15 protein-coding genes are annotated in these 15,519 nt (G+C 60.1%); 12 read left to right on the top strand and 3 right to left on the bottom strand.

What is annotated here, in order from left to right:
- The first annotated feature begins 181 nt into the window (after positions 1-181).
- Entirely contained in the window at positions 182-895 is a 714-nt protein-coding gene (locus C2L66_RS24165) for a phosphatase PAP2 family protein (protein ID WP_060607239.1), read from the top strand.
- 49 nt (positions 896-944) lie between these two features.
- Here C2L66_RS24165 and copM read toward each other — a convergent pair whose 3' ends face one another.
- The 3 genes from copM to C2L66_RS24150 form a co-directional block, all read right to left on the bottom strand.
- Positions 945-1,295, bottom strand: a complete 351-nt coding sequence (gene copM, locus C2L66_RS24160; RefSeq protein ID WP_409372642.1) for a CopM family metallochaperone — start codon at positions 1,293-1,295, stop codon at positions 945-947.
- 138 nt (positions 1,296-1,433) lie between these two features.
- On the bottom strand, positions 1,434-2,396 hold the full coding sequence (locus tag C2L66_RS24155; RefSeq protein WP_060606158.1) for a YVTN family beta-propeller repeat protein: 963 nt from the start codon (positions 2,394-2,396) through the stop codon (positions 1,434-1,436).
- A gap of 18 nt (positions 2,397-2,414) precedes the next feature.
- The gene (locus tag C2L66_RS24150; protein ID WP_082434077.1) at positions 2,415-2,615 is read right to left on the bottom strand and encodes a heavy-metal-associated domain-containing protein; all 201 of its coding nucleotides are present in this window, start codon (positions 2,613-2,615) and stop codon (positions 2,415-2,417) included.
- A 246-nt stretch (positions 2,616-2,861) separates the two neighbouring features.
- On the opposite strand from C2L66_RS24150, the gene C2L66_RS24145 reads away from it, so the two are divergent.
- The 11 genes from C2L66_RS24145 (at position 2,862) to C2L66_RS24090 (ending at position 15,315) form a co-directional block, all read left to right on the top strand.
- The gene (locus C2L66_RS24145) at positions 2,862-3,269 is read left to right on the top strand and encodes a hypothetical protein (protein WP_060606161.1); all 408 of its coding nucleotides are present in this window, start codon (positions 2,862-2,864) and stop codon (positions 3,267-3,269) included.
- Positions 3,270-3,640: 371 nt separating this feature from the next.
- Positions 3,641-5,146, top strand: coding sequence for a TolC family protein (locus C2L66_RS24135; RefSeq protein ID WP_060606163.1), 1,506 nt, complete (start codon positions 3,641-3,643; stop codon positions 5,144-5,146).
- A 2-nt stretch (positions 5,147-5,148) separates the two neighbouring features.
- Entirely contained in the window at positions 5,149-6,444 is a 1,296-nt protein-coding gene (locus tag C2L66_RS24130; protein WP_060606167.1) for a copper oxidase, read from the top strand.
- A gap of 63 nt (positions 6,445-6,507) precedes the next feature.
- Complete coding sequence (locus C2L66_RS24125; protein ID WP_054935123.1) at positions 6,508-6,855, top strand: copper-binding protein; 348 nt, start codon at positions 6,508-6,510, stop codon at positions 6,853-6,855.
- 65 nt (positions 6,856-6,920) lie between these two features.
- The gene (copC, locus tag C2L66_RS24120) at positions 6,921-7,295 is read left to right on the top strand and encodes a copper homeostasis periplasmic binding protein CopC (RefSeq protein WP_060606170.1); all 375 of its coding nucleotides are present in this window, start codon (positions 6,921-6,923) and stop codon (positions 7,293-7,295) included.
- On the top strand, positions 7,295-8,236 hold the full coding sequence (locus tag C2L66_RS24115; protein ID WP_054935121.1) for a copper resistance D family protein: 942 nt from the start codon (positions 7,295-7,297) through the stop codon (positions 8,234-8,236). The genes copC and C2L66_RS24115 overlap by 1 nt, the downstream gene beginning before the upstream one ends.
- 224 nt (positions 8,237-8,460) lie before the next feature.
- A complete protein-coding gene (locus C2L66_RS24110; protein ID WP_060606173.1) occupies positions 8,461-8,826 on the top strand; it encodes a hypothetical protein in 366 nt (121 codons plus the stop codon).
- 93 nt (positions 8,827-8,919) lie between these two features.
- Positions 8,920-10,215: a TolC family protein gene (locus tag C2L66_RS24105; RefSeq protein ID WP_060606176.1), complete on the top strand. Its 1,296-nt coding sequence runs from the start codon at positions 8,920-8,922 to the stop codon at positions 10,213-10,215.
- Between the two features lie 11 nt (positions 10,216-10,226).
- Positions 10,227-11,768 carry an efflux RND transporter periplasmic adaptor subunit gene (locus C2L66_RS24100; protein WP_060606179.1) on the top strand — a complete coding sequence of 514 codons (1,542 nt, stop codon included), beginning with the start codon at positions 10,227-10,229 and terminating at the stop codon, positions 11,766-11,768.
- On the top strand, positions 11,765-14,968 hold the full coding sequence (locus tag C2L66_RS24095) for an efflux RND transporter permease subunit (protein ID WP_060606182.1): 3,204 nt from the start codon (positions 11,765-11,767) through the stop codon (positions 14,966-14,968). Before C2L66_RS24100 ends, C2L66_RS24095 begins: the two co-directional genes overlap by 4 nt.
- The gene (locus C2L66_RS24090; protein WP_054935116.1) at positions 14,965-15,315 is read left to right on the top strand and encodes a copper-binding protein; all 351 of its coding nucleotides are present in this window, start codon (positions 14,965-14,967) and stop codon (positions 15,313-15,315) included. The genes C2L66_RS24095 and C2L66_RS24090 overlap by 4 nt, the downstream gene beginning before the upstream one ends.
- Positions 15,316-15,519: the final 204 nt, after the last annotated feature.

Raw genomic sequence — 15,519 nt, 5'->3', positions numbered from 1 at the left:
CAGGTGCTAGCAGCGCGACTGGCTATCTAATTCTTTACCAATTTGTAGGTTATCGATGGAGTTGCTGAGCAGCCTATCCGGCAAGTTGTTGCGACGGTGTTCGCACATAGAGCCCGAAGCAGAGGACAGCGACCGACCGGGGTGGCGACTTGTACTTCGCCGTACCGGCTTCGCGAGGTTGATGGTGGCCGTCGTTCTGGTACTTGGCGGTATCTGGCTGTTTCTGGGCATCCTGGAAGACATCCTTAGCAAGGACCCCCTGGTCACCGTCGACGGGGTGCTTCATGACGGACTGCAGAGACTTCGCTTTCCCTTTGTCGACCACATAGTGGTGGCGGTCTCGGAGCTTGGCGATGCCGCCGTAACGCTACCCGTGTCTGTGGCCGTGCTTCTCGTGCTGGTATATCGGCGCGAATGGCGCACCGCAGGCTATTGGATTGCGGCTGTGGTGACGGCGGAGGCATTCGTCAAGATGCTCAAATTCGCCGTTCAGAGGCTACGGCCGGTATCAATCTACGATGGCATTGAGAGGTTTTCGTTCCCCAGCAGCCACGCCACATTGAGTATCGTCGTTTATGGCTTCCTCGCTTATCTCGTGTGCCGAGGTCATCAAAGAGATACGCAACTTAGGATTGCCGTGGCAAGCGGCTCGCTAATAGCGCTGATATCTTTTTCCCGCATATACCTTGGTGTCCATTGGTTTTCGGACGTCCTGGCTGGCCTCAGTCTCGGTATCGCCTGGATTGCGTTTCTGTCTGTTGCCCATCATCTCCGTGACCGCGACAGGCAAGGGTCCTCTGTATTGTGGGTCGTCGCGCTTTCCACTTTTCTAGCGAACGCCGTGATGCATATTTCCTTGCGTCACAGCTTAGATTTCATCCGCTTTGCCATGTAGCAAAGGGATATCGCCATTCGAGTGCGCCGCTCACCTCTGGACACGTTGCTTACTTGCTGCCGTGTTTGGCCTGCCATCGCTGCATCAGGGCGATTTCTTCTTTCTGGGCCTTGACGATACTTCGTGCCAGCTTTTTCATCTCAGGGTCCTTACCGTACTTGAGTTCTACCTCAGCCATGTCGATAGCGCCTTGATGGTGGGGAATCATATGCGCGACGAAGTCCTTGTCGGCATCACCGGTATAAGCCGGTGCCTGCATCTTCTGCATCATTTTCTGGTCTGCAGCCTTGAATGCCGGCGTTGAGCCGGATGAGTCAGCGTCAGAAGAACTGCTCATGGCCATGCCTGGCATGGACGCTCCTTGCTGGGCACTTGCGGGGCCAGCCGTGAGACCGAGCATCAATGCGGCACAAACGGCTAGTGACCTGATTGAAATTCGCGCTTGCATGTTCACCTCCTTGTTTTCAATGTTGTTGCCACGACAGGGCTTGACCCAGTTCGCTGTGAATGTCCATCGCGACCTCCCAGATTTGTGCTCCTATAACAATGGCGCGCGATTGTAGAAGTAGATACCGTGGGGTGACTTCCCGACCTTGATGGTGTTGACGAGTTTCAGCGTCTTCATGTCAATGACGCCCACGTAGCGGGTAAAGCGGAACGTGACCCACAGATATTGCCGGTCTGGGGTCAGTTCCATGTCGTCTGGTCCTGGCAGCAATCCAGTGATGGTTCCGACGTTCATCAAGGTGTTCTGGTCAAGGATGCTGATGGTGTTACCGACGCGGTTTGTCACGAGCACATGTTGGCCATCGGCAAGAGACCGGAAGTTGTGCGCCCCTTTGTCCGTGTGAATGGTTTTTACGACTTTGCGTACACGCCAGTCGACAACGGCAACATAGTCAGCACCCGTCATGCCCACCAGGAGATATTTGTCGCCGGAAGTGAGCCAGAGCCCGGCTGGAGCCCTTCCGACCGGCATCTTCCACAGTACGGATTGGGTCGCCAGGTCAATCGCCGCGACTTCACCAGATTCCTGCAGCGTCACGAAGACGATTTTGCTGTCGGAGGTGAAAGTCATGTGGCTCGGCATCGCCGAAAGTGGCACCCGTTTGGCGAGGGAAAAGTCCTTGCCGTCGTAGTGATAGATGTCCACGCGGTCGAGCCGCAACCCATTGGTAACAAACCATTTTCGGTCGTTTGAAAAGCCGAGCTGGTACGGGTCTTCAATATCGGACAGCCATCGCTGGACCTTACCGCTTCTTGGGTCCAGGAAGACGAGGTTGTTGCCGACCGAGTTAGCCACTATCAGGGACTGGTTGTCAGGCGTCGCCATCAGATGATGGGGTTCCTTTCCAACGGGAATCGTGTCGACTACTTTCTGGCTTACCTCATCGATAAGGCTCACGCTCGCGTCGCCGGAATTCAGAACAATGACGTTTTCCGCCCGCGCGGGTGCCTGAACCGTCAACACGAAAACCAGCGCTGCTAATACAGTCCGCATGCCACCATCTCCCCGCGCTTAAGACGTGGTTGCCGTCGGATGGAAACCGGCCGCCTCAATTGCAGAGGCAATCTGCCCCTGCGTCAGCGCTGACCCGACCTTCACCGTTTTTGCTGCGACATCAATTTCGACTTTGGCAGCCGAGTCCAGGTTTGTTATCGCCCTGCTTACGGCGCTCGCACATCCGCCGCATGACATATCGGGCACGTTGAATTCCATTTTTCCGGCTCCTTGTAACTGGCAACCTGTACAGAATGCACCTTCCCATGGTGGGAAGGTCAATGGGGGGGCGAAATCGCCGGTCCGACATGGCAACGCCGTGGATGCCTTCGCGAACACGTGGATTCATCTGACCCGCCAACCTCACGCGGGAGTGAAACTACCCCAACTCAGCCTTTTTGCCGTTACACACTGACACGTTGGCGCGCTTACAGTGGCCTTGACCCCGTGCTAAACTTTGCACCCATGTCCTACTGGCGCAAACTCTTTCTCGTCGTGCTGCTGGCACTGAGCCTTCCGGTTCAGTCGTTCGCGGCCGTCTCGATGGTTTGTGCTCCTTCGGAAGTGGCCGGTAACGAATCTGCTACTCGCCATCTCGGCCAATCTGGGCCGATGGACGAACATGAGGTCGTGGCGGACGTTGATGACCACGACGGCCACGACCATAACGGCCACGACCATAACGGCGGCCACCACGCTCACGCGTGCCTCACCTGCGCATCCTGCTGTGTCGGTGCAGCGTTACCGGCCGTCTCTGCGGTTTCCGCTTCGACTGACCTGACTCATTTCTCTGTCTCAATGCCTGCAGACGCCGGCGTCGCGTTGTTCCTGACCGGCGGCATTGAACGTCCTCCTCGGTCCATTCTCGTCTAATCCACGCAGTCGCGGCCATTGGCTGCGACCGGAAGGTCTTTCTGGAGCCCGTCATGGTCTCCGGATGGTTCACGACGAGAAAAATTCATGCGAACAATATCTGCGGCGCTTATCGGCGCGGGCGCAGTGTTGCCGTTGCTCGCGCACGCTGCTTTGCCCGACCCGACAGATGCCGGGGCATCGGTTCCGGCTGTCACCGTGCAGTCAGCGTTTGACGGCTACAAATCCTGGCAGGACGGGGAAACACCCGGCTGGCAACAGCTGAATCGCGCTGTCGCGCCCGGTCAACGGAAGACTGGAACGAAGCACGGTCAACAAGCCGAATCGCCACAAGAGGGGAAGGGCGGGCACGAGCACGGAGGTGAGTCGAAATGATTCGATACCTCGCTCCTAACCGCTTGGCATGCATCGCTTTCGCGACAACACTCCTCGCCGGCTGCACGACGTTCTCCAAGGACGGGGGATTCAACGCCGTATCGACTACCGCGTCTGAGCGGCTTGGCAAGGATGCGGTCTACGTCAAAACCGACGAAGACCGTGAAGCCGTTTTCAAGCGCACTCAGGAACTGCTGTCGAAGCCGCTCGGTATGGACGATGCCGTTCAGGTCGCGCTGCTGAACAACCGGGGACTCCAGGCATCGTACGCCGAACTCGGCATCTCCGAGGCCGACCTCGTGCAGGCGGGTCGTCTGCCCAATCCCGGATTTACGTTCAGTCGGACGCACTGGAGCGATGGCATCAGCATCAGCCGGACCTTCTCGATGGGCGTATTGGGGGTGCTCACTCTGCCGGTGGCGACCCGCATCGAGAGTCGGCGGTTTGAACAGACGAAGCTCGAGACTGCCAACGCGATGCTCATCGTCGCTGCTGACGCCCGAAAGGCCTACGTCAACGCGGTAGCTGCAGAGCAGTCCGCCCTTTACGCCGCCGAGGTCAAGGACTCGGCCGAAGCTGGGGCAGAACTCGCGTTGCGCATGCGTCAGGCCGGCAGTTTCAGCAAGCTCGACTATGCGCGCGAGCAGGCTTTTTACGCTGAGTCGGTCGCGCAACTGGCCAAGGCCCGACAGCAATCGGTCGTAGCCCGGGAGAAGCTCACACGCACGATGGGCTTGTGGGGCGCAGGAACCCAGTACAAGCTGCAGGACCGTCTGCCTGACGTGCCGAAGGACAGGCCTCAACTGAATGACGTCGAGAGCTTTGCGATGCAAAACCGCCTCGATATTCAGGCGGCGAAGCTGAGAACACAAGGCGTTGCAACTTCGCTGGGTCTGAGCAAGGCAACCCGGTTCATCAATGCGCTGGACGTTGGTTATCTCGACAACTTCGAGACTGACAAGGGGCACGAGCACGGGTACGAAATCAGCGTCGATATTCCCATCTTCGATTGGGGCAGCGCGAAAGTCGCACGGGCCGAAGCTATCTACATGCAGTCGGCGAACCGGCTTGCCCAGACGGCGATTGATGCACGTTCCGAGGTTCGCGAGTCGTACTCCGCGTACGTGACGAGCTACGACGTTGCCAGGCACTACCGCGATGAAGTCGTGCCTGTGCGCAAGACCATCTCGGATGAAATGCTGCTGCGCTACAACGGCATGCTGACAAGCGTATTCGAACTGCTCGCCGATTCGCGCGACCAGGTCGCGGCCGTTAACGGATACATCGACGCGCTGAAAGACTACTGGCTTGCGGAGACGGACCTTCAACAGTCGCTGGGTGGCCGGCTTCCGCGGCTTGCCATTGCGCAAGCGCCCGACATACTGCGCGGCGCTGAAGCGCCGGCTCCTGCCGCGCAACCAGCAGCGGCTCCGATGCAGGACTCGCCGTTGCCCGCTCCTGCGACGCAGCCCGCGTCGCCGATGAATTCAGAAGGTAAATGAACATGGTTTCACGTCGAAATTTTCTCGGCGGCTCAGGCGCGGCGCTCCTCGGTGCGGCGTTGGTCAGCAAGGCTGGAGCGGCTTCACTGCCAGAAGCGCCAATCATGGAAAAAACGGCGACGCAGCCGCCGCTTGTTCCTCCCAATGGTCGCCCCTATACGCCGGTGGCCACGCTTAACGGATGGACACTGCCCTGGCGGATGAAGAACGGCTGGAAGGAGTTCCACCTCATCGCCGAGCCGGTCGTTCGCGAAATGGCACCAGGCATGAAGGCAAATCTCTGGGGCTATAACGGCCAGGCACCTGGCCCGACCATCGAGGCGGTCGAAGGTGACAAGGTTCGTATCTTCGTGACCAACAAACTGCCTGAACACACCACCGTTCACTGGCACGGGATGCTCGTGCCGTCCGGGATGGACGGCGTTGGCGGTCTTACGCAACCGCACATCCCGCCCGGCAAGACGTTCGTCTATGAGTTCCAGCTCGAGAAGCACGGCACTTTCATGTATCACCCGCATGCCGACGAGATGGTGCAGATGGCCATGGGGATGATGGGCACGTTCATCGTGCACCCGAAGGACCGCAGCGTCATGCAGGTGGACCGCGACTTCGTGTTCCTGATGTCCGCTTACGACATCGACCCGGGGAGCTTCACTCCGCGCGTCAACGAAATGACGGACTTCAACATGTGGACGTGGAATGCGCGGGTCTTTCCTGGCGTCGACCCGCTGCCGGTACGCGCAGGAGACCGAGTGCGCATCCGCTTCGGCAATCTGACGATGACCAACCACCCCATCCATCTTCACGGGTACAGCTTCGAGGTCGCCGGAACTGACGGTGGATGGATTCCTCCTTCTGCTCGCTGGCCGGAAGTGACCGCCGATGTTGCAGTCGGTCAGATGCGCGCCATCGAGTTCACGGCAAACCGGCCCGGTGACTGGGCGTTTCACTGCCACAAGTCGCATCACACGATGAATGCGATGGGGCATCAGGTTCCGAACCTCATTGGCGTACCGCAGAAAGACCTGGCGAAACGTATCAACAAACTTGTGCCGGACTACATGGCGATGGGCAGTTCCGGCGGTTCGATGGGTGAGATGGAGATGCCGCTACCGGACAACACACTGCCGATGATGACGGGTACCGGGCCATTTGGTGCGTTGGAAATGGGCGGCATGTTCACTGTCGTCAAAGTGCGTGAAGGACTCGGTCGCAACGATTACCGCGACCCGGGCTGGTTCAAACATCCGAAGGGGACCGTGGCATACGAGTACACGGGTGAACTGCCCGATAGCTGATTTCATAGAAGGCTGGACATGACGCCAGCCGGGTTTGTTACTTCAACTGCAGGAGAGAGCGTGATGAAGAATGCGATTGTTTCGATTGTGCTGGGTTGTGCCATGGCCGTCTCGGCAACTGCATATGCGGCCGGTGACACGGGCAACACGACACCGGCAAGCGGTGCGCAACAGGGGGCAAACGCGAAGAGCAGCATGTCGCACGGCGAGGTCAAGAAAGTGGACAACGCCGCCGGTAAGCTGACCATCAAGCACGGGCCACTCGAGAACCTCGATATGGAAGCGATGACGATGGTGTTCAAGGTCAAGGACCCGGCCATGCTGTCGCAAGTGAAGGTCGGCGACAAGATTGACTTCGTCGCAGAAGAAGTTGATGGCGCGCTCACCGTGACGAAGCTGCAGAAGCAGTGAGTACAAAGGGACATCCGCCGTACAACGGCAGAGCGTCACGATTCATTCTCAGGGAGGCAACAGTCATGAACACCAAAATGCGCAGACTTTCTGTTCGTGCAGTGGCAACCACTGCTTTCATACTTTCACCTGTGCTCGTATTTGCGCACGGCAAACTTGAAAGCGCGACACCGGCGGCGGGCAGCACGGTCGATACGTCACCACAGTCACTCAATCTGACCTTCAACGAGGACCTCGAATCGTCGTTCAGCACGATTAAGGTTGTCGATGCATCCGGCGCATCCGCGACCAAAGAAAAAGCCAAAGTCGATTCCTCGAACCCGCGCGTGCTTACGGTCGCGATTCCGAAGCTCGCCTCCGGCTCGTACACGGTGCAATGGACTGTCATGACGCATGACGCCCATAAGACGAAAGGCACCTACACGTTTGCGGTGAAGTGATGAATGACGGTTTCCTCGGCGTCTTGCGGCTTGCATTCGTGGCGCTCCAGAACATCAGCTTTGCTGTTCTGGTGGGAGCGTTGCTGAGCGACACGTGGCTGTCTCGCGGCACATCGCGTTGGCAGACCAGAGTCAGCTGGCACTTGCTGCTCACCCTGCGCATCGGTTCGCTCACTGTGCTTGTCTCTAGTGCAATCGCCTTCTGGATTCATTGCGCGCTGATGAGCGAATCAACGCTCGGGGAGGCAGGCCCAGCCGTCCGCTCGATGCTGGTGGAAACTGGCTTTGGCCATGCATGGCTGGCGGGCGCAGGTTTGATGCTGGTGATGATGATTCTATCGCTCGTGCAGTCGGGACGTCAGATACGCTTCAAGCCGGCAATCTGGCTCGCGCTCGCCGGTGTTGCAATGTCACGCAGCCACGCAGGCCACCCCGTCGATGCGGGTGTATTGAGCCTTCCAGTGTGGGTCGACTGGGTACACCTGCTCGCTATCAGCGTATGGGTAGGACTTGTCCTCGTGACAACGTATGTGGTTTTGCCACGCATATTCAGTGCACCCGTCCCGGAGCGGGCGAACAGTGCTGCGTTCGTCCAATCACTCTCTGACGCTGCCACCCTCGCGCTGGTCGTCCTCTTTATTACCGGCGCATACAACGGCTGGCGTGGTGTGAATGCACCCGAGAGCCTTGTGACGTCGGCGTACGGCCAAGTGCTGCTGCTCAAATTCGCGCTCGTGCTGATTGCTGCCGCGCTTGGCGGACATAACCGGTTCTTCGAGATGCCGCAGTTGCTTGCCTCGTTGAGGGAAGGACACACGGAAGGCATCGCCCGACGGCTGAAACGGTTTGCCACTGTTCTGCATGTGGAGTCAGTTGTCCTGGCGGGCGTGCTTGTCGCCGCTGCGGTTCTCGTCTCGAGTCCTCTGCCAGGGACCATGTAAGCCGCAATGCATTCATGCGCGCAACGTCCACGCAGATGGTCGTCGCCGACGGTCGATGAAGGCGGGCTCCTTTACCGACGTGAGGCTTGACCGTCTTTCACGGGACCCGTGCGTAAAGCCGGGTCCCTTTTTTACGATGCTCTGACCCGCGATTATTTCGCCCAGGGAACACCACGGAAATATCCGGGCAACCAGGATAGAATGCATTCGCTACGATTGACGCCATGAAGATTCTCCGGACCATTTTCCTGCTGCTGCTGTGTGCGATGCTGCCCCTGAGCGGGCTGGCAGCCACCGGCTTGGCAGGCGAATGTCCGATGCAGCAGTCGGCGTCCATGCATGACGACGACGGCGCCATGTCCGTCGACATGCCGGGCTGCAACATGATGAAGTCACCGACGGCGGGCAAGGCCAAGGGCGTTTTATGCAAGATAACGGCCCAGTGTCAGTTCGCCAGCATCTACTACCCACCTGCGCAGGCGACCGTCAGTCACCCCATGGCTGTCAGCAATCAGGTCGTCTTTGACTACGCCGAGTGCTTCGCTTGCCGCGAGCCGGGCGGCCTCTGGCGACCTCCCAGAGCAATCTAACCCTCGTCTGACTGGTTCGCCGCATCTGCGGCGAGGTCGTCCTGCGTCCAGGACGTGGATTCCCTATTGGGTCTCCGCCGTTAGGGTTAGAACATGCAACCAAAAACTATCGGCACGCCGCGCCGGCGTGCATCACTGCGCGCGCGCTTGCCCGTCGTCGCGCTGATACTCGCGAGTGCCGCCGCGCACTCCCAGAACGCGTCCTTCACGCTTGAGGCCGCATTGCAGTCCGCAACCGACCGCTCGGCTGCGATGCAGGCGGCACAGGCATCGGAACGCGCCAGTTCGGAGGCCGCCGTCAAGGCCGGCCAGTTACCAGACCCGACACTCAAGGCAGGTGTTGACAATCTGCCCGTCACCGGGCCGCAGAAATTCACCATCGGCCAGGACTTCATGACGATGCGCCGCATTGGTATCGAGCAGGAATGGGTCTCGGGAGAGAAGCGGCAATTGCGCTCGACACTGGCTAACCAGATGGTCGATCGTGGACACGACGGCTATCTGCTGCAACTCGCCAACGTGCGTCAGCAGACGGCCGGTGCATGGCTTAACGCCATCTATGCAAAGAAGGCCGTCTCGCTCCAGCAGGAACTGCTGGAGCACATGAACCACGAACTCGCCGCCACGAAAGCCTCGTACCGGGGCGCGAAGGCGACTGCCGCCGATGTCGTGCAGGGTCAGGCGATGCTCGCGCAGACGCAGGACCAGGTGCTCAAGGCCGAGCAGACGTACAAGACTGCCCTCATTGCGCTTTCGCGCTGGACCGCGACACCCGTTTCCGACGTCACAGGTGAGCCGCCTGCGCCGGCGTCGTTCGTGTCGTCGCTGCCTCCCGAGGAACTGAAGCAGGTCCAGCCTACGCTGGTAGCCGCAGCCGACGACATCGCGGTTGCCGACGCCGACACGGCGGTCGCAAACAGTGAGCGCAGTCCCAACTGGACGTGGGAGGTTGCCTACCAGCAACGCGGTGGTGCGTACTCGAACATGGTGTCGGTTGGCGTAAGCATCCCGCTGCCCATCAACCGCAAAAACCGCCAGAACCGCGACGCCGCCGAGAAGTCGGAGCTCGCCACCAAGGCGCGCCTGCTGTACGAGGACACGCAGCGTCAGGTTGAAGCGGATATTCAGGCCCAGTCAGCTACTCTCGCCAGCGGCCGCGAACGTATTGCCAATCTCAGCCAATCGCTGCTGCCCGCGGCCGACCAGCGCGTGCAGCTTGCGAACGCTGCCTATCGGTCAGGGACAGGCTCGCTTGCCGATACGTTCGCGGCACGTCGCGCGCAGCTTGATGCGCAACTTCAGGTGCTCGACCTCAGGCGCGATGTTTCCCAGACCTGGGCACAGCTCGAGTACCAGGTTGTGCCATCGACGATGGCCGCTGGCCAGTGAAGGAGAGAACGATGATGAATAAACCACTGGTCCGCGCCGTTCTACTGGTATTTGCCGGCGCGGCATTGCTCGGTGCAGGCTACTTCGCGGGCACCCATCACGCCTCGACGACTGATATGGCCACATCCATGAATCCTGCTGCGGGCACTGCGTCGGGCGACCAGGTCGACCCGAAGACTGGCAAGAAGGTGCTGTACTGGCACGACCCGATGGTGCCCAACCAGCACTTCGACAAACCAGGCAAGTCACCTTTCATGGACATGCAGCTCGAGCCCGTGTACGCGGATGAAGGTGGCAGCTCGACCGGCGTCAGGATAGACCCGGGGCTCCAGCAAAACCTGGGCATCCGCTACGCGAGCGTGCAGCGTGAGGAAACCACGGAAGGATTCGACGCCGTCGGCACCACGCAATTCGATGAATCACAGGCCGACGTCGTGCAGACGCGCGTCACGGGCTACATCGACCGCTTGTACGCGAGCGCTCCGATGCAACGCATCTCGAAGGGCGCACCGATTGCATCGCTCTTTGTGCCGGACTGGCTGGCACCTCAGGAAGAGTATCTGTCGCTCAAGCGCGGCGGGATGGATATGGGTTTGCTGGAAGCGTCGCGTGCGCGCATGCGGGCGCTGTCTATTCCCGAGAGCGTCATCGCGAGCCTCGACCGCACGGGCAAGGCGCAGACCCATATTGTCCTGTCGTCGCCCGAGACGGGCGTGGTGAGTGAACTGAATGTCCGGGACGGTGCGCAGGTGTTGCCCGGCCAGACGCTGGCGAAGGTCGCGGGGCTTTCGAAGCTCTGGCTCATCGTCGAAATTCCCGAGAACCTGGCGCTGACCGTGCGTCCTGGTATGACCGTTGACGCGACGTTCAGCGGTGACGCGACCCAGCATTTCAAGGGGCAGATTCGCGAAATCCTGCCCGGCATCAGCACCACGAGCCGCACGCTGCAGGCGCGTCTGGAAATCGATAACTCCGCCTTGAAACTCACACCCGGCATGCTGATGCGCGTGCGCGTCGCGGCGCAGAAGCCGGTCTCGCGGCTACTTGTACCGTCTGAAGCCGTCATCACGACAGGCAAGCGCTCGGTCGTCATCGTCAAGCATGCTGACGGTCACCTGCAGCCCGTGAACGTCACGGTCGGAAATGATGTCGGCAACCTGACCGAAGTCACCAGCGGCCTGAATGACGGAGACACGGTCGTTGCGTCAGGCCAGTTCCTGATTGACTCGGAAGCTAGCCTGAAGGGCATCCTGCCCAGACTCGAGGGTAGCAGTGGTACAGGAGCAAGTGCGCCGGAAGCGGCTTCCTCACCCGCTGCCGCACAAAGCTATGAGACTACCGGCAAGGTCGAAAAGGTGACCGCTGCGGACATCACGTTCTCGCATCAGCCCGTGCCGGCGCTCGGCTGGCCCGCGATGACGATGTCATTCAACAAGCCAGCGTCCGATGCATTCGCAGATGTGAAGCCCGGCCAGACGGCGCACTTCGTCTTCAAAAAGTCCGACGACGGATACGCGCTGACGAAGGTCGAACCGATGGGAGGCGCCAAATGATTGCACGCCTTATCCGCTGGTCCATTCACAACCGGTTTCTGGTGTTGCTCGCGACGGTGCTCATCACGGCATGGGGCGTATATTCGCTCGAGGAAACGCCGCTCGATGCGTTGCCTGACTTGTCGGATACGCAGGTCATCATCAAGGCGTCGTATCCGGGCAAGGCGCCTCAGGTCATCGAGGACCAGGTCACGTATCCGCTTACGACGACGTTGCTCGGTGTGCCGGGCGCGAAAACCATTCGCGCCTACTCGTCGTTTGGTGACGCATTCGTGTATGTGCTGTTCGACGACGAGACCGACCAGTACTGGGCGCGCTCCCGCGTGCTCGAATACCTTAACCAGGTGCAAAGCCGCTTGCCGCCGGGCGCGACGGTTTCACTTGGTCCGGACGCTACCGGCGTGGGCTGGGTCTACGAATACGCATTGGTCGACCGCACGGGTCGGCACGACCTCGGGGAGCTTCGGGCACTTAACGACTGGTTCCTGAAGTTCGAGCTCAAGTCCGTGCCGGACGTATCGGAGGTGGCGAGCATCGGCGGCATGGTGCGCCAGTACCAGGTCGTGCTCGACCCGGACAAACTGCGGGCTTACGGCATCACGCAGGGGATGGTGGCCGATGCACTGGGCAAGGCCAACCAGGAGTCCGGCGGCTCGGTGGTCGAACTCGCCGAGTCTGAGTATGTGGTCCGCTCGTCAGGCTATCTGCATTCCCTCGATGACTTCCGCAATGTCGTGTTGCGAACGAATGACGCAGGCACACCCGTGCTGCTGGGCGATGTCGCGCGTATCCAGATTGGCCCGGAGCCGCGCCGGGGCATTGCCGAACTGAATGGCCAGGGCGAGGTAGCCGGTGGCGTCGTCGTGATGCGTTCTGGCAAGAATGCACTGACAACCATTGAAGCGGTGAAGGCCAGACTGGCGGAGTTGAAGCGCTCGCTGCCGCAAGGCGTCGAAGTGGTGACGACCTACGACCGCTCTCAGCTTATCGAACGCGCGGTGGACAACCTCAAGGACAAGCTCATCGAGGAGTTCATCGTGGTCGCAATCGTGTGCGCCGTCTTCCTGTTCCATCTGCGCAGCGCGTTGGTCGCGGTCCTGTCGCTGCCGCTCGGCGTGCTCGCCGCCTTCATCGTGATGCGCTATCAGGGCGTGAACGCGAACATCATGTCCCTGGGTGGCATTGCGATTGCCATCGGCGCGATGATTGACGCGGCCATCGTGATGATTGAGAACGCGCACAAGCACCTGGAGGCGTACGAGCACGCGCATCCAGGTAAGCCCATTACGACCGTGCAGCGATGGGAGTTGATTGCGACATCAGCAGCCGAAGTCGGGCCGGCGCTTTTCTTCTCGCTGCTCATCATCACCCTGTCCTTTATCCCGGTGTTTTCGCTGGAAGGACAGGAGGGCCGACTGTTCTCGCCGCTGGCGTTCACGAAGACCTACACGATTGCGGCCGCTGCCGGTCTGTCGGTGACGTTGGTTCCGGTGCTAATGGGTTATCTGATTCGCGGGCGCATCCCGCACGAAGCCTCGAATCCCATCAACCGTGTACTGGTGCGTCTTTATCGGCCGTTACTGGAAGCGACGTTGCGCCGTCCCTGGTTCGCCATCGGACTCGCCGTCGTGGCGCTCGTGCTGACCGCGATTCCGCTGTCGCGACTGGGAGGCGAGTTCCTGCCCCAGCTCGACGAGGGTGACCTCCTGTACATGCCAACGGCGCTTCCTAGCATCTCGACCGAGAAAGCCGCTGAACTGCTGCAGCAGACCGACCGGCTCATCAAGACGGTGCCCGAGGTCGCCACAGTATTTGGCAAGTCGGGGCGTGCTGAAACGGCCACCGACCCGGCTCCTGGGCTCGAAATGTTTGAAACCACGATTGTGTTCAAACCACGCAGCCAGTGGCGACCCGGCATGACACCGGAAAAGCTGAGGGACGAACTCGACCGCACGGTGAAAGTGCCGGGACTGTCGAATCTCTGGGTGCCGCCTATCCGCAACCGTCTGGACATGCTCTCCACCGGAATCAAGTCGCCCGTCGGCGTGAAAATCTCCGGCGCTGACCTTACGCAGATTGACCGGATTGCCACGCAGGTTGAGGCAGTGGTGAAAGATGTGCCGGGCGTGTCGTCCGCGCTGGCCGAACGCGTGAATGGTGGCCGGTACATCAACGTCGACATCAACCGGCAGGCGGCCGCGCGCTACGGACTTTCCGTGGCCGATGTTCAGTCTGTGGTTTCATCGGCGGTCGGTGGAGAAAATGTCGGCGAGGTCATTACGGGACGGGAGCGCTTTCCCATCAACATCAGGTATCCACGCGAGGTCCGCGACTCGCTCGAGCGGCTGCGTCAGTTACCGGTTGTGACCGACCGTGGCGCGCAGATACAGCTGGGCGATGTGGCCAACCTGCAGATTGCCGATGGGCCGCCGTCGATTCGCAGCGAAAACGCGCGGCTTTCGGGCTACGTCTACGTCGATATTCGCAACGTGGACCTGCAGTCGGCCGTGAAGGCAATGCAGCGCGCCGTCGCAGAGAAGGTCCAGTTGCCGCCCGGGTATTCGATTGCGTGGTCGGGACAGTTCGAGTACCTGGAGCGGGCGGCGGCGAAGTTGCGCACCGTTATTCCGGTCACGCTGGTTGTCATTTTCGTGCTGCTCTTCCTCACGTTCAGTTCCGCGGCTGACGCACTTCTGCTGATGTCGACCGTGCCGTTCGCGCTCGTCGGCGGCTTCTGGCTCATCTGGGTATTGGGTCACGCGGTGTCCGTTGCGACATCGGTCGGCTTCATTGCGCTTGCCGGCGTTGCCGCCGAATTCGGCGTCGTGATGCTGCTATACCTGAAGGGTGCACTCAACCGGCGACTCGAGCTTGGCGAGCCCATGACGGAGGCCACGCTACTCGACGCAATCCGCGAAGGTGCCGTGTTGCGCGTACGCCCCAAGGCGATGACGGCTTCGGTTGTCCTTGCCGGCCTGATTCCCATCATTGTCGGTCACGGTGCCGGCTCGGAAGTCATGCAGCGCATCGCCGCGCCGATGGTCGGCGGCATGGTCACCGCGCCCATCCTTTCGATGTTCGTTATTCCCGCAGCCTGGTTACTGTTGCAGCGCCGTCGCGTGAGGCACCAGGCGCGGTTTCCTCATGCAGTACCTTCCGGCACGCAAGTGCCCTCTGTTCAAACTGGAGAAACTCAATGAAGAAGATGATTGTTGCTGTCGCCGCTTTCGTAGCTGTTGTGGCCGGTCCGGCATTCGCAGGTGACGACATGGCTGGCATGAGCATGTCTGCGAAGCTATCGGCCAAGAAGATGACCTCGAATAATGCACTGACGGATGCGGAGGTCAAGAAGGTTGATGCTGCTACCGGAATGGTCACCATCAAGCACGATGCACTGGAGAACGTCGGCATGCCGCCGATGACCATGGCGTTCAAGGCGAAGGACGCAGACATGGTCAAACGCGTTCACGAAGGCGACAAGGTCAAGGTGCGTGTCGAAAACGTCGACGGCACGCTGACCATCGTGAAGCTGGAAAAACAGTCGTGACGAGTTGCTGATTCGTGGCCGCAGCCTGCCCTCAACGGTCAGTTGCGGCCTGACTGAACCGGCTGTAGGCCCAGCGATACAAGGCAATGCAATAAGGCAATGGCACGCCTTCGGCTTGAATCGGGCTGCAAAAGCGGTCTTGACGACTCGCTGAGAGCGTTCACTGGCTGGGTCTGAATTACCCGGTCGGTGGAATGCTCTGCC

This window comes from Paraburkholderia caribensis, from assembly GCF_002902945.1.
Lineage (GTDB): Bacteria > Pseudomonadota > Gammaproteobacteria > Burkholderiales > Burkholderiaceae > Paraburkholderia > Paraburkholderia caribensis.
The sequence above is the reverse complement of the archived record's forward strand: the minus strand, read 5'-3'. Positions and strand labels throughout refer to the sequence as shown.

Excerpts from the sequence above, each read along its gene's own strand:
- C2L66_RS24165 (WP_060607239.1), top strand. The coding sequence starts at position 182 with ATGGTGGCCGTCGTTCTGGTACTTGGCGGTATCTGGCTGTTTCTGGGC.
- copM (WP_409372642.1), bottom strand. The coding sequence starts at position 1,295 with ATGCTCGGTCTCACGGCTGGCCCCGCAAGTGCCCAGCAAGGAGCGTCC.
- C2L66_RS24155 (WP_060606158.1), bottom strand. The coding sequence starts at position 2,396 with ATGCGGACTGTATTAGCAGCGCTGGTTTTCGTGTTGACGGTTCAGGCA.
- C2L66_RS24150 (WP_082434077.1), bottom strand. The coding sequence starts at position 2,615 with ATGGAATTCAACGTGCCCGATATGTCATGCGGCGGATGTGCGAGCGCC.
- C2L66_RS24145 (WP_060606161.1), top strand. The coding sequence starts at position 2,862 with ATGTCCTACTGGCGCAAACTCTTTCTCGTCGTGCTGCTGGCACTGAGC.
- C2L66_RS24135 (WP_060606163.1), top strand. The coding sequence starts at position 3,641 with ATGATTCGATACCTCGCTCCTAACCGCTTGGCATGCATCGCTTTCGCG.
- C2L66_RS24130 (WP_060606167.1), top strand. The coding sequence starts at position 5,149 with ATGGTTTCACGTCGAAATTTTCTCGGCGGCTCAGGCGCGGCGCTCCTC.
- C2L66_RS24125 (WP_054935123.1), top strand. The coding sequence starts at position 6,508 with ATGAAGAATGCGATTGTTTCGATTGTGCTGGGTTGTGCCATGGCCGTC.
- copC (WP_060606170.1), top strand. The coding sequence starts at position 6,921 with ATGAACACCAAAATGCGCAGACTTTCTGTTCGTGCAGTGGCAACCACT.
- C2L66_RS24115 (WP_054935121.1), top strand. The coding sequence starts at position 7,295 with ATGAATGACGGTTTCCTCGGCGTCTTGCGGCTTGCATTCGTGGCGCTC.
- C2L66_RS24110 (WP_060606173.1), top strand. The coding sequence starts at position 8,461 with ATGAAGATTCTCCGGACCATTTTCCTGCTGCTGCTGTGTGCGATGCTG.
- C2L66_RS24105 (WP_060606176.1), top strand. The coding sequence starts at position 8,920 with ATGCAACCAAAAACTATCGGCACGCCGCGCCGGCGTGCATCACTGCGC.
- C2L66_RS24100 (WP_060606179.1), top strand. The coding sequence starts at position 10,227 with ATGATGAATAAACCACTGGTCCGCGCCGTTCTACTGGTATTTGCCGGC.
- C2L66_RS24095 (WP_060606182.1), top strand. The coding sequence starts at position 11,765 with ATGATTGCACGCCTTATCCGCTGGTCCATTCACAACCGGTTTCTGGTG.
- C2L66_RS24090 (WP_054935116.1), top strand. The coding sequence starts at position 14,965 with ATGAAGAAGATGATTGTTGCTGTCGCCGCTTTCGTAGCTGTTGTGGCC.